The organism is Brevundimonas sp. BR2-1 (genome assembly GCF_037626195.1).
Taxonomy (GTDB): Bacteria; Pseudomonadota; Alphaproteobacteria; order Caulobacterales; family Caulobacteraceae; genus Brevundimonas.
Map to the genome: position 1 here is coordinate 224,523 of NZ_JARKMV010000003.1, position 12,722 is coordinate 237,244.

The 12,722-nt window shown below is 70.1% G+C and carries 14 protein-coding genes; 8 read left to right on the top strand and 6 right to left on the bottom strand.

The window, feature by feature from the left end; genetic code table 11:
* Positions 1–2: 2 nt before the first annotated feature.
* Together BrevBR_RS14045 and BrevBR_RS14050 are read right to left on the bottom strand one after the other, a co-directional pair.
* Positions 3–617 carry a class I SAM-dependent methyltransferase gene (locus BrevBR_RS14045; RefSeq protein WP_332639811.1) on the bottom strand — a complete coding sequence of 205 codons (615 nt, stop codon included), beginning with the start codon at positions 615–617 and terminating at the stop codon, positions 3–5.
* Positions 614–1,141 carry a hypothetical protein gene (locus BrevBR_RS14050; protein ID WP_340001363.1) on the bottom strand — a complete coding sequence of 176 codons (528 nt, stop codon included), beginning with the start codon at positions 1,139–1,141 and terminating at the stop codon, positions 614–616. Before BrevBR_RS14050 ends, BrevBR_RS14045 begins: the two co-directional genes overlap by 4 nt.
* 73 nt (positions 1,142–1,214) lie before the next feature.
* Here BrevBR_RS14050 and ruvX point away from each other — a divergent pair, with 73 nt between their 5' ends.
* The 6 genes from ruvX to dprA are packed head-to-tail and all read left to right on the top strand — an operon-like array spanning position 1,215 to position 6,685.
* Positions 1,215–1,691 carry a Holliday junction resolvase RuvX gene (gene ruvX, locus BrevBR_RS14055; RefSeq protein ID WP_332639813.1) on the top strand — a complete coding sequence of 159 codons (477 nt, stop codon included), beginning with the start codon at positions 1,215–1,217 and terminating at the stop codon, positions 1,689–1,691.
* Entirely contained in the window at positions 1,688–2,608 is a 921-nt protein-coding gene (locus BrevBR_RS14060; RefSeq protein ID WP_340001364.1) for an AEC family transporter, read from the top strand. Before ruvX ends, BrevBR_RS14060 begins: the two co-directional genes overlap by 4 nt.
* A gap of 50 nt (positions 2,609–2,658) precedes the next feature.
* Entirely contained in the window at positions 2,659–3,642 is a 984-nt protein-coding gene (locus BrevBR_RS14065) for an aspartate carbamoyltransferase catalytic subunit (RefSeq protein WP_332639815.1), read from the top strand.
* A complete protein-coding gene (gene pyrC, locus BrevBR_RS14070; protein WP_332639816.1) occupies positions 3,639–4,925 on the top strand; it encodes a dihydroorotase in 1,287 nt (428 codons plus the stop codon). The genes BrevBR_RS14065 and pyrC overlap by 4 nt, the downstream gene beginning before the upstream one ends.
* A 15-nt stretch (positions 4,926–4,940) precedes the next feature.
* Positions 4,941–5,594, top strand: coding sequence for a glycerol-3-phosphate 1-O-acyltransferase PlsY (gene plsY / locus BrevBR_RS14075; RefSeq protein WP_332639817.1), 654 nt, complete (start codon positions 4,941–4,943; stop codon positions 5,592–5,594).
* The gene (gene dprA / locus BrevBR_RS14080; RefSeq protein WP_332639818.1) at positions 5,591–6,685 is read left to right on the top strand and encodes a DNA-processing protein DprA; all 1,095 of its coding nucleotides are present in this window, start codon (positions 5,591–5,593) and stop codon (positions 6,683–6,685) included. Before plsY ends, dprA begins: the two co-directional genes overlap by 4 nt.
* Here the strand turns inward: dprA and BrevBR_RS14085 are convergent.
* Positions 6,682–6,921, bottom strand: coding sequence for a hypothetical protein (locus tag BrevBR_RS14085; protein ID WP_332639819.1), 240 nt, complete (start codon positions 6,919–6,921; stop codon positions 6,682–6,684). The genes dprA and BrevBR_RS14085 overlap by 4 nt on opposite strands.
* Before the next feature lie 162 nt (positions 6,922–7,083).
* On the opposite strand from BrevBR_RS14085, the gene topA reads away from it, so the two are divergent.
* A complete protein-coding gene (gene topA / locus BrevBR_RS14090) occupies positions 7,084–9,720 on the top strand; it encodes a type I DNA topoisomerase (protein WP_332639820.1) in 2,637 nt (878 codons plus the stop codon).
* Positions 9,721–9,728: 8 nt separating this feature from the next.
* Here the strand turns inward: topA and BrevBR_RS14095 are convergent, their stop codons facing one another.
* The 3 genes from BrevBR_RS14095 to BrevBR_RS14105 all read right to left on the bottom strand — a co-directional run bounded on the left by BrevBR_RS14095 (position 9,729) and on the right by BrevBR_RS14105 (position 11,771).
* Positions 9,729–10,148: a molecular chaperone DnaJ gene (locus BrevBR_RS14095; protein WP_332639821.1), complete on the bottom strand. Its 420-nt coding sequence runs from the start codon at positions 10,146–10,148 to the stop codon at positions 9,729–9,731.
* 4 nt (positions 10,149–10,152) lie between these two features.
* Positions 10,153–10,992, bottom strand: a complete 840-nt coding sequence (locus BrevBR_RS14100; protein ID WP_340001366.1) for a division plane positioning ATPase MipZ — start codon at positions 10,990–10,992, stop codon at positions 10,153–10,155.
* Positions 10,993–11,108: 116 nt separating this feature from the next.
* Entirely contained in the window at positions 11,109–11,771 is a 663-nt protein-coding gene (locus tag BrevBR_RS14105; RefSeq protein ID WP_340001367.1) for an SPOR domain-containing protein, read from the bottom strand.
* Between the two features lie 75 nt (positions 11,772–11,846).
* Here BrevBR_RS14105 and panC point away from each other — a divergent pair, with 75 nt between their 5' ends.
* Complete coding sequence (gene panC / locus BrevBR_RS14110; RefSeq protein WP_340001368.1) at positions 11,847–12,719, top strand: pantoate--beta-alanine ligase; 873 nt, start codon at positions 11,847–11,849, stop codon at positions 12,717–12,719.
* Positions 12,720–12,722: the final 3 nt, after the last annotated feature.

The window sequence follows — 12,722 nt, forward strand, 5'->3', positions numbered from 1 at the left end:
TCTCAAGAACGGCGCGCGATTACCGTGATCCAGTCGGCTTCCCGGCCACGGAAGAGCGAGCGCCAGTCCACGGCGAGGCCGTGTCGGGAGAGGCAATCGACCATGTCGGCCTCGCGCCAACGGACGACCTGATAGGTCCCTTCGGCGTCCATGGACGTGTGTTCGCCCTCGCCTTCCTGCCATGACACCAGCAGCGTTCCTCCGGGACGGAGCGCCTCGGCGACCCGGGTGATCACGCCGTCGACAAGGTCGCGGCCGATGTGCTGGATGACATAGAGGGCGACGAGGCCGTCCCACGGGCCGCCCAGATCGCCGGTGATCAGGTCCAGTTGCTCGACGGCCCGGCCGCGATCCCGCTGGAAGGCGATGAAACCTTCGGAGAGGTCGGTTCGCCGAACCTGAAGTCCCATGGCCTCCAGCCGGTCGGCGTCCCAGCCCGGGCCGGAGGCGACTTCCAGTACGCGGCCGCCGGGCCCGACCGCGGCGACAAGCCGCTCGAGGGCCTCCACATGCTCCGGCGTCGGGGCATGGTCCGTCTCGGCCGCGTAGCTTTCGGCTGAGGCGTCATAGCCCGCGACCGTCGCCCGGTTGCGGGCCAGTTCGTCGGAGGCGTTCACTGCGCGGGCGTGAAGGTCACCGTGGGCGGGGCCGAGCCGTCGGCCGCCACCGCCCAGCCGACGATGACCCGGCGGGTCCGGCTGCCGATCGCGCTCGTGGCCTGGTCCATCGTGCTTTCCTTGATCTCCAGGTCGACGCGGCCCGGGGCTTCGGACAGGACGCGATATTCGAGGAAGTCGCCGAGGCGGAAGACACGCCAGCCCTCGGCCGGGCCCTGGAAGAAGGCCAGGTGGGTGTAGAGGCCGTTCATCGCGGGGTCGCCGCCGGCCGTGCCAAACAGTTTGGCGGTCGATGTCCCCTGGGCCCTGAGCTCGTCGAGTTCGACGACGGAGGCCGCGTCCTGCAGATTGGGCGCGGTTTCGGGCTGGAGGGTCGCGGCGGGCCCGGAGGCGGTCAGCGGCGCGGCGGCGGGCGTGGGCGTTCCGGTCTGTTCAACGGGCGGGACCTCGGCCTTGCGGGTCTCGACCTGGGTGTCGCAGGCGGCGAGCGCGAGCACCGCTGCAAGGAAGGTGACTGGCTTCATCGGATGTTCCCCCATCAACGATACGCCACCTTTGCACTTTGACAGGGCGGCTCGCCAGTCCTACCGCCAAGCCGTGACAGTTCTATCGCTCGAAGACCTCGCCGCCTCGACCCCGCCGGGCACGCCCTGGCTGGGGCTGGACCTCGGCGAGAAGACCATCGGCGTGGCTGTTTCGGACACGACGCGCATGATCGCCAGCCCGCTGTCGCTGATCCGCAAGACCAAATTCACCGACGACGCTCATGCGGTGCTGAAGCTGATGGACGGGCGCAGGGCGTCGGGGCTGGTGATCGGGCTGCCGTTGAACATGGACGGGACAGAGGGCCCGCGGGCGCAGTCGTGCCGGGCGTTCGCGCGAAATCTGCAGCGCATCCGCGAAGTGCCCTGCGCCTTCCAGGACGAGCGGCTGTCGACCAGCGCGGTCGAGCGGTTCCTGATCGGCGAACTGGACCTGACCCGAAAGCGCCGCGCCGACGTGGTCGATCGAACCGCCGCCGCCTGGATATTGCAGGGCGCGCTGGACCGGCTGAGGGATCAGGCCGGGCGATGAGCGGCCTGCTCACCGGCATCGTTCCCGTCTTCGCCATGATCGCCCTCGGCTGGGGGCTGAAGAAGCGCAATTTCCTTGCTGACGATGGCTGGCGGGCCGTCGAGCGTCTGACCTATTTCGTCTTCTATCCCGCCTTCCTGATCCCGGCCGTCTGGCGCGCCGACTTCGCGGGCGGCGCAGCGGGACCGGTGGCGATGGCCACGGTCGCCGTGGCGCTGACGGTCGCCCTGCTGACGGTGCTGGCCAAGCCGCTGATGCGGATCAGCGATCCGGCCTTCACCAGCGTGTTTCAGGGCGTCATCCGCTGGAACGGCTTCGTCTTCCTGCCGGTAGCGGGGGCGGTGTTCGGCGAGCCGGGACTCGGCGTGGCGGCGGTGGCCTTCGGCGTGCTGGCGCCGGCCCTGAATGTGGTGTGCGTGCTGGTGCTGGCGCGCTGGGGCGCGGGCCAGGGCGGCGGCTGGCGGCTGGCGCTGACATCGCTGTCGAGAAACCCGATCATCTGGGCCTGCGGAACCGGGGCGGCCCTGAATTTCGCCGGCGTTCCGCAACCCGCCCTGCTGATGGCGGGGTTCGACCTTATGGGCCCCGGGGCCATCGCCCTGGGCCTGATGACCGCCGGGGCCGGGCTCAGTTTCCGATACGCGGCCTCCCGACCGGTCCTGATGGTCGCGGTGACGGCGATCAAGCTGATCATCCTGCCGCTGGGCATGTACTGGCTGACCGGCGCGCTGGGCGGCGACCGGATGGCGCAGGGGCTGGCGCTGCTGGCCGGCGCTTCGCCGGGGGCGGCCGCCTCCTATGTCATGGCCCGCCAGATGGGCGGCGACGCGCCCCTGATGGCCGGGGTGGTCGCCCTGACCACGGTGGTCAGCGCCTTCACCATTCCGATCCTTCTGGCGGTGTTCGGCTACATCTGAACACGCGGCGTCTTCCGTTCCGCCCCGCCCGGCCCTATAGGCGGGCCTCGATGAGCCAGCCTGCCGCACTCACCGATCTGATTCTCGAGCGGCTGGCGCCGTTCCCGCACAGCCATTTCCTGTCCGCGGGCGACCTGAATGCCGCCACGACCCCGCCGCTGCTGGACCTGGCCGACGCCTTCGTCGACTTCAACCGCCAGTCCTCCAAGTCGCTGGACCTGATGCGCGGGCGCACGGTCATGAACCTGTTCTTCGAGAACTCGACCCGCACCAGCGCCTCGTTCGAGATCGCGGCCAAGCGGCTGGGCGCCGATGTGACGGCCCTGAGCCCGCGGACCTCGTCGGTGGCCAAGGGCGAGACCCTGATCGACACGGCGGCGACGCTGAACGCCATGAAGCCCGACGTGCTGGTGGTGCGCCACGGAGCCTCGGGCGCGGCGGCCCTGCTGGCCCAGAAGGTGGGCTGCGCGGTCGTCAACGCGGGCGACGGACGGCACGAACATCCGACCCAGGCCCTGCTGGATCTGCTGAGCCTGCGCCGGGCGTTCGGGGACGTGGGCGGGCTGACGGTCGCCATCTGCGGCGACATCGCCCACAGCCGCGTGGCGCGGTCGAATGTGTCGATGCTGTCGATGATGGGCGCGCGGGTGCGGCTGATCGGGCCGCCGACGCTGGTGCCCGGAGACGCCGACCGCTGGGGCTGCGAGGTGTTCCACGACATGCGCGAGGGCCTGAAGGGCTGCGACGTCGTGATGATGCTGCGCCTCCAGCTGGAGCGGATGGAGGGGGCGCTGGTCCCCTCGACCCGCGAATATTTCCGCTTCTGGGGCCTGGACCGCGAGAAACTGTCGTGGGCCAATCCGGGGGCGAAGGTGATGCACCCGGGACCGATGAACCGGGGCGTCGAGATCGACTCCGACGTGGCCGACGATCTGACCGTCTCCCTGATCCAGGACCAGGTCGAGATGGGTGTGGCGGCTCGCATGGCGGTGCTGGCCGCCCTGTCGGCGCGGCTGGATGGAGCGGCGTCATGAGCGCCATAGCGATCCTGAATGCGCGGCTGCTGGACCCCGGCGCCGACTACGACGGTCCCGGCGCGGTGCTGGTCGAGGACGGCCGCATCACCGAGGTCATCCACGGCGCCGGAGCAGCCGCGCCGGACGGTGTGACTGTCATAGACGCCGGCGGCCTGTGCCTGTCGCCGGGCCTGATCGACATCCGGGTCAAGACAGGCGAGCCGGGCGCGGAACCGAAAGAGACGCTCAAGTCGGCCAGCCTGTCGGCGGCGGCGGGCGGCGTGACCACCATCGTCATCCAGCCCGATACCGACCCGGCGCTGGACGATCCGGCGATGATCGAATTCATCCAGCGGCGCGGCGCGGCCCTGGGCCTCGTCAACGTCCGCGCGGCCGGCGCGGCGACCCGGGCGCGCGACGGGGTCCGCATGGCCGAGATTGGCCTGATGGACGAGGCCGGCGCGCTGTATTTCACCGACGTCGATGCGGTCATCGCCAACACCCGGACCCTGCAGCGGGTCATGAGCTACGCCGCCGCCTTCAACGCCCTGATTTCATGCCGTCCGGCCGAGCCCTGGCTGAGCGAGGGCGCGGTGGCGACCTCGGGCGAACTGGCGACGCGGCTCGGTCTGGCCTCGGCCCCGGCCATCGCCGAACGCATCCAGCTGGAGCGCGATCTGGCGCTGGTCGAACAGACAGGCGCGCGTTTCCTGGTCGACCAGATCTCGACCGAGGGCGCGCTGGAGGCGCTGGCGCGGGCCCGGGCGAAGGGGCTGGAGGTCGCCGCCTCGGTGTCGATCAACCACCTGTGCTTCAACGAGATCGACATCGGCGACTACCGCACCTTCTACCGGCTGGACCCGCCGTTGCGGCCCGAGAGCGACCGGCAGGCGCTGATCGAGGCGGTGCGCGACGGCCTGATCGACGCCATCACCAGCGCCCACGCCCCCGCCCCCGCCGAAGACAAGCGCCGGCCCTTTGCCGAGGCGACGCCGGGCGCGGTCGGGCTGGAGACCCTTCTGGCGGCTGCCCTGTCGTTGCACCACGAGGACGGGCTGGACCTGCTCGACATCCTGCGGCCCCTGACCCACGGCCCGGCGACCCTGCTGGGACTGGATGCAGGCGTGCTGGCCGCGGGCGCGCCCGCGGACCTGATCCTGTTCGATCCGGGCGCGCCTGTCGTGGTCGATGCGAGTGCGCTGAAGTCAAAATCCAAGAACTCCCCCTTCGACGGACGCCGTCTGCAAGGCCGGGTGTTGCTTACCGTCGTCGGCGGACGCATCGTCCACGACGCACGCTAAGAGGGAGCGAATCACTTGCAGGATCTGGTCGGGCCCGCTCTGGGGACGCTCGCCCTCGTGGCGGTCGGCGGCTACCTGCTGGGCTCCATCCCGTTCGGCGTGATCCTCACCCGTCTGGTGACCGGCGAGGATGTGCGCAGCATCGGTTCGGGCAATATCGGCGCGACCAATGTCCTGAGGACCGGGCGCAAGGATCTGGCCTTCGCGACCCTGATCCTGGACGCCGGCAAGGGCGCGGCGGCGCTATTGCTGGCCAGATACATGCTGGGCGGCGTGAGCCATGCGGCCGAGGTCGCGGGCGCCATCGCCGGCGGCGCGGCCTTCATGGGCCACCTGTTCCCCGTCTGGCTGAAGTTCAAGGGCGGCAAGGGGGTTGCGACCTTCTTCGGCCTGCTGTTGGCCGCCTGCTGGCCGTTGGGCCTGCTGGCCGGGGCGACCTGGCTGCTGATCGCAGCCCTGTTCCGGATATCCTCGCTGGCGGCCCTGATCGCTGCGGTCGCCGCGCCGGTCTACGCCGTGCTGCCTCTTGCGGCCCTGGGTCTGCCCGCGCCTACGCCGGTCGCGGCCCTGTCAGTCTTCACCGCCGCCCTGATCTGGATCCGCCACCACGAGAATATCGCCCGCCTGCTGAAGGGGACGGAACCCCGCATCGGCGCCAGCAAGGGGTGAGCCCCCGTCCGCCCCTGTCCGAGGCGGAGCGATTCGCGCGGCTGCGGCTGGCGCGCACCGTCCGGGTCGGTCCCGTGACCTTCCGCCAGCTTCTGGACCGGTACGGCGCGGCGGAACGCGCGCTTGAAGCCCTGCCGGATCTGATGCGGCGCGCCGGAGGCCGCGGCGAAGGCCCGCCGCCGGTCGGAGAGATCGAACAGGAACTCGCCGCGGGTGAGCGGATCGGGGGCCGGCTGATCGTGCTGGGCGACGCCGCCTATTCCGAGCCGCTGGCGGCGACGGATCCGCCGCCGCCCGCACTGTGGACCCTTGGCGACGTCGCGCTGATGGCCCGGCCATGTATCGCCGTGGTGGGCGCCCGGATCGCGTCCGCGGGCGGCCAGCGGATCGCGCGGGGGCTGGCGCAGCAACTGGGCGAGGCGGGCCATGTCATCGTCTCGGGGCTGGCGCGCGGAATCGACGGGGCGGCGCATACGGGGGCGCTGCCGACCGGCACGATCGCCGTGCTGGGCGGCGGGGTGGACGACGTCTATCCGCCCGACAACGCCGACCTCTATCGCCAGATCGTCGAACGGGGCTGCATCGTCTCGGAAAGCCCGGTCGGAACGCGGGCGCAGGCCAGGGACTTTCCCCGGCGCAACCGCATCATCTCGGGCCTGTCGCGCGGCGTGATCGTGGTCGAGGCCGAGCTGAGATCCGGGTCGCTGATCACGGCGCGTCTGGCGGCGGAACAGGGGCGTGACGTCTTCGCCGTGCCGGGTTCGCCACTCGATCCCCGCTCGAAAGGCCCCAACGAACTGCTGCGGCAGGGGGCGATCCTGTGCGAGGGGCTGGAGGATGTGGAACGCGCCTTCTCGACCCTGCGCACCCTGCGCGAGCCGGGCCCGGACAATCCATTCCGGGGCGCGCCTGACGAGATCGACGCGGCGCTGATCGAATGCGTGGCCGGCCTTCTGTCGCCGACCCCGACGCCGCGCGATGAGTTGGCCCGGGCGGCGGGCGCGCCCGTCGGGGCGGTGGCCGCGGCCCTGCTGGAGCTCAGCCTGGCCGGACGGGCGACGCTTCTGCCCGGCGGTCTGGCGTCCAGCTAGGCCCGGCGTTTGATCGGTGCGGCGACCACGACCGGATGGACCAGCGGACGCATGGCCAGATCCACGGCCGCCTCGAGCGCCTCGGCGAGGGCTTCGTCCCCTGCGTCCCGCGCCATGAGCGCCAGCTGCCCGGCGAAGTCGCCGACGTACTCCCTGACCGGGTCGCGCGCCTCCTGCGGCCTTCCTGCGGTTCGTCGGGGAGATGGCGCGGCGAGCGACGGGTTCGGGTCGGACATGTCTGACTCCTGCAGATGTCACGGATTGGACACAACTCCTACGTGTTTTGCAAGGTCATGCACCGTATTTCGAGTTGCGCCTCAGATACGCCGATTGACAGCGACGCTCGCTCCAACCACGTTCCGCCCCCTTTCCGCGCCGTTTCAAGGCCCCCTCCCCGCATGAACCTCGTCGTCGTCGAGAGCCCCGCAAAGGCCAAGACCATCAACAAATATCTGGGCCCGGACTTCACCGTCCTGGCGTCCTACGGGCATGTCCGCGATCTGCCGTCCAAGGACGGTTCGGTCCTGCCCGACGACGACTTCGCCATGTCGTGGGAGATCGACGCCAAGGCCTCCAAGCGTCTGTCGGAGATCGCCGAGGTCGCCAAACGGTCCGACCGCGTCATCCTGGCCACCGACCCCGACCGCGAGGGCGAGGCGATCAGCTGGCACGTGCTGGAGATCCTGAACAAGAAGAAGGTGCTGAAGGACACGCACGTCGAGCGGGTCACCTTCAACGCCATCACCAGGAGCGCCGTGCTCGAGGCCATGGCCAATCCGCGCCAGATCGACATGGAGCTGGTCGAGGCCTATCTGGCCCGTCGCGCGCTGGACTATCTGGTGGGCTTCACCCTGTCGCCGGTGTTGTGGCGCAAGCTGCCGGGCGCGCGTTCGGCCGGACGGGTGCAGTCGGTCGCCCTGCGCATCGTCGTCGATCGCGAAATGGAGATCGAGAAGTTCAGGGCGCAGGAATACTGGTCCGTCGAGGCCGACCTGAACGCCGACAGCCCGCCCTTCACCACCCGTCTGGTCAAACACGCCGGGAAACGGGTGCAGCGGCTGGACATCACCTCGGAAGCCATGGCCACGGCGGCGCGCGACGCCATCAACGCCGGGACCTTCACCATCGCCTCGGTGGAGAAGAAGCCGGTCAAGCGCGCACCGGCCCCGCCGTTCATGACCTCGACCCTGCAGCAGGAGGCCTCGCGCAAGCTGGGCTTCACCGCGCAGCGCACCATGCAGGCGGCCCAGAAACTGTATGAGGGCGTCGACGACCAGGGCGGCCTGATCACCTACATGCGGACCGACGGCCTGTCGGTCAGCCCCGAGGGCATCGCCCAGGCGCGCGAGGTCATCGGCGACCGGTTCGGACCGGCCTACGTTCCCGAACAACCTCGCTATTACAAGACGAAAGCCAAGAACGCTCAGGAAGCGCACGAAGCGATCCGTCCGACCAACATGACCCGCGCGCCCGAGACCCTGCGTCTCGAGGGCGACCTGCAGAAGCTGTACGAACTGATCTGGAAGCGGACCATCGCCAGCCAGATGGAGTCCGCGCGTCTGGACCGCACGACGGTCGAGATCGAGGAGCCGACGGGCCAGACCGGCCTGCGAGCCACCGGCCAGGTCGTGGCCTTCGACGGATTCATGGCCGTCTATGAAGAGGGCCGCGACGACAGGCCGAAGGACGGCGGCGACGACGAGGACGACACGACCCGCCTGCCCGCGCTGAAGGAAGGCGCCGCGGCCAAGGTCGAGGCGATCCGCACCGAACAGCATTTCACCGAGCCGCCCCCGCGCTATTCGGAAGCGACCCTGGTCAAGAAGCTGGAAGAGCTGGGCATCGGCCGCCCTTCGACCTACGCCTCGATCCTGACGACGCTGCGCGACCGTGAATATGTGCGCACGGACAAGAACCGCTTCTATCCCGAGGACAAGGGACGGCTGGTGACAGCCTTCCTGGAGCAGTTCTTCGCAAAGTGGGTGGAGTACGACTTCACCGCGGCGCTCGAGACACGGCTGGACGAGGTGTCGGCGGGCAATCTGAACTGGAAGGTGCTGCTGCGCGAATTCTGGTCGGACTTCCATGTCGCGACCCAGGCCGCCGGCGAGCTGCGCACCACGGCTATTCTGGACGCGCTGAACGAGTCGCTGGGACCCCATATCTTCCCGCAGAAGGAAGACGGCTCCGACCCGCGCGAATGCCCGCTGTGCCATCAGGGGCAACTGAGCCTGAAGACCAGCCGGTTCGGCGCCTTCATCGGCTGTTCGCGCTATCCCGAGTGCAAATACACCCGGCCCGTGGCCTCGCCTGATGCGGCGGAAGGCGGCGCGGACGGCGGGGACCGGGAGCTGGGCGTCGATCCGGCGACCGGCGCCTCCGTGTCGCTGAAGATCGGCCGCTTCGGCCCGTATGTTGAGACCACCCCTCCCGGGGAGGAGAAGCCGAAACGGTCGTCCCTGCCCAAGGGCTGGTCGCCGGCGTCGCTGAGCCTGGAACAGGCCCTGCGCCTGCTGGCCCTGCCGCGCGAGGTCGGGATGCACCCCGAAGACGGCAAGCCGATCACGGCGGGCCTCGGCCGCTATGGCCCGTTCGTGCTGCACGCCGGAACCTACGCCAATGTCGCGGACATCGACGAGGTGTTCGAGATCGGTCTGAACCGCGCCGTGGTTCTGCTGGCCGAGAAGCGGGCGGGCAAATTCGCAGGACGGGGCGCCGCGACGGCGCCGCTGAAGGACCTGGGCGCCCACCCCGAAACGGGCGAGCCGATCCACGTCATGGCGGGCCGGTTCGGCCCCTATGTGAAATCGGGCAAGATCAACGCCACCCTGCCCAAGGGTACGGCGCCGGAAGACCTGACGCTGGAGCAGGCCCTGCCCCTGCTGGCGGCGCGGGCGCTGGCGGCGCCGTCCAGGGGCAAGAAGGCTCCAGCCAAAAAGGCGGCGGCGAAGAAGCCCGCTGCGAAGAAACCGGCTGCAAAGAAGGCTGCGGCCAGGAAGCCGGCTGCGAAGAAGGCCGCCAAGCCGGCGGCCTGACCCTCGGGTCACCGCCTGAGCAGGTGATCGCGCGCCGCGTTCAGACGTGAGGCGAGGCCCTGCGTTCCGCCCTGATCAGGGTGGGCGCGGCCCATCAGGCGCTTCCAGGCGGCGTTGATGTCCTGAACCGTGGCGTCGGCGGATACGCCGAGGATCGCCCGCGCCTCTGTATCGCTCATCGCCTCGCTGCGGGGAGCGACGGCCCGCTGGCGCGAGGCCACCGTCAGCCACAGGCTCGCGCCGATCAGGCCGACGGCGGGTATCCACGCGCCTTTCGAGGCCAGCAGGACACCGCCGGCCAGCATCACGGCGCTGAAGAGGGTGGCGGCGACACGCCACTGGCCCCGGCCCCTGCTCTCGCTCTGGCGTCCGAGCCGGACCAGGGCCCAGACGGCGATCGCGGCCAGGGCCAGCCAGATCAGGCTCAAGACGTCATGCCGCCGCGTCGAGCGGGGCGTCCAACGCGCCGCTGTCCAGCCCGAGGGCGTGCATCAGGCTGCGCATCTCCTGACGGGCCGCGACGTGGGCCAGCGACACAGCCACGGGGCGGATGTCGTTGGAGAGGTCCGCCACGGTCAGGCCGAACGGGAACAGTTCGCGATAGATGACGCGGTCGCGCAGGCCGGGGCCCATTCGGAAGCCGACGCGGCGAGCCAGCTTCTCCATCCGCTCTTCCAGACGCTGGCGATTGCGGGCCGCGGCGACGGCCAGGCGGTTGGTGACCACGATCCAGTCGATCTGGGCGTGGCGGCCCTGGGCGACGGCGCGCTGTTTGCGGGCCTCCCAGACGCTTTCGGAATAGATCGAGGGCTTGAGCAGGTCGAGGGTGACGGGATCCACCGACCCCAGCAGGTCGAAGTCGACGAAGCTGTCGTTCATCGGCGTGACGATCTGATCGGCCAGGCCGTGGGCCGTGCGCGACAGGAGGGTGTCGCCGCCGGGGGTGTCGATCAGGATGACGTCGGCGGTCGCCTTGGCCTCGGCGAAGGCCGCTTCGAACCGGGCCAGTTGCTCGGCCTCGTTGGCCCGCGCCAGGGCCTTGCCGTCGCCCATGTCAGGCTCGATCGGCATGGGCAGGGTGTGGCCATTGCCCGCCATCCAGGCCGCGCGATTGGCGAAGAATTTGGCCATCGACCGCTGACGCAGGTCCAGGTCGATGATGGCGACCCGCTTTCCGGCGTGCAGCAGGGCGGTGACGATATGGATCGCGAGCGTGGACTTGCCCGCCCCGCCCTTTTCGTTGCCGACGACGATGACCGTGGGGTCAGCCATGGAGGATTCACACCTGTATGGAGCCGCCGACTCAGACGCGCGGCCAGAACAGGCAAAATCGCGTTCGCCGGGGCCGCCGTCAACGCAGGCGGATGGAAGGTCTGTGGATGCGCGGTCTAGACGGCGCGGCGGCACCAGGGATCGTCGATCCCGGCGGCGGCGCAGACGGCGGCGGCGCCGGAGGCGGGCGCGCGGACCTTCAGCCGCGTCAGGCTGCGGCCGCCGACATCGACGGCTTCATAGACCGGCGACAGGCCGTCCAGAGCCCAGGCCGCCTGCCCGCTCTTGAGGCGGGTCCAGGCCGCACGGGCCGAAGCTTCACTGGAATAGGCGCCCAGTTGCACCAGACCGCGCGAAGCGGCGGGCGCGGCGGCCGGGCGGGTCTGGATCGCCGGGCGCAGGCCGGCGCGGGAGGCGGCGCTGTCGATACGGGTCGAGACCTGCTGCACGACGGCGTCGGCCACGGCGGGCGCGGCGGCGGCCACGAGTTGCGGTGCGGCGCGCTCGACCATGCCGCTCATGTCGGCGTCGCGCGCGTCCCAGAAGGCGTGGGTATCCATGACCTCGACGCGAATGGCGGGGCGCAGGCCGGCGTCTGCGGCGGTGCGGTGAGCCGCAGGCGTGACGGCGGGCGCGCGCTGCCCGTCGAGGGGGATGGCGGCGACGGACTCGGCCAGATTTTCGAAACGATGCGGGTCGGCGTCGACCATGCCGCAGGCGGTCAGGCCCGAGGCGGCGAGAAGGACAAGCACTGGACGGATCAGGAGGCTCGGCGTCATAAGCCAACCCTCGCACGGCAGCGTTTGCCGCCCGGTTCACAAGCAGGCTTAAGGCGAAGGGTTAATCCGTTCATCATGACCGATCCCACGTCCCTTCCGATCGTCCGCACTGTCGCCGCGCTGCGCGAACAGGTCAGCGCGTGGAAGCGTCAGGGGTTCACGGTCGGCTTCGTTCCGACCATGGGCGCGTTGCACGAAGGCCACTTGACCCTTGTGCGCGAAGCGGGCCGCCGGGCAGACCGCGTGGTCGCCAGCGTCTTCGTCAATCCGACCCAGTTCGCGGCGCATGAGGATCTGGGCACCTATCCCCGGCGCGAGGCGCAGGACGCCGAAATGCTGGCGAGCGCGGGCTGTCACCTGCTGTTCGCGCCGACGGTCGAGGAGATGTATCCGGACGGGTTCGTCACCGCCGTCAGCGTCGGCGGGCCGTCGGCGGGGCTGGAGACCGACTTCCGTCCGCACTTCTTCGGCGGGGTGGCCGTGGTGGTCGCCAAGCTGCTCAATCAGGTCCAGGCCGATGTCGCGGTGTTCGGCGAGAAGGATTATCAGCAGCTGATGGTCGTGCGGCGCATGGTGCGCGATCTGGACATTCCCACCGAGATCGTCGGGTCGCCGACCGAGCGCGACGGCCACGGCCTGGCTCTGTCGTCGCGCAACGCCTACCTCAGCGAGGCCGAGCTTGAGACCGCGCGGCGGCTGAACGGGGTGCTCGCCGAGGCCGGGATACAGGCGACGGCGCGGCGTCCGCTGGCCGCTGTAGAACGCGACGCGCACGCCGCCCTGCTGAAGGCCGGGTTCGAGCGGATCGACTATGTCGCCGTGCGCCGCGCTGACGACCTGGCGCCGTTCCGGGACGGCGTCGTGGACGCGCCAGCGCGCATTCTGGCGGCGGCGTGGCTGGGGCGGACGCGGCTCATCGACAATATGGCGGTCGCGACCCCGACCTGAGGG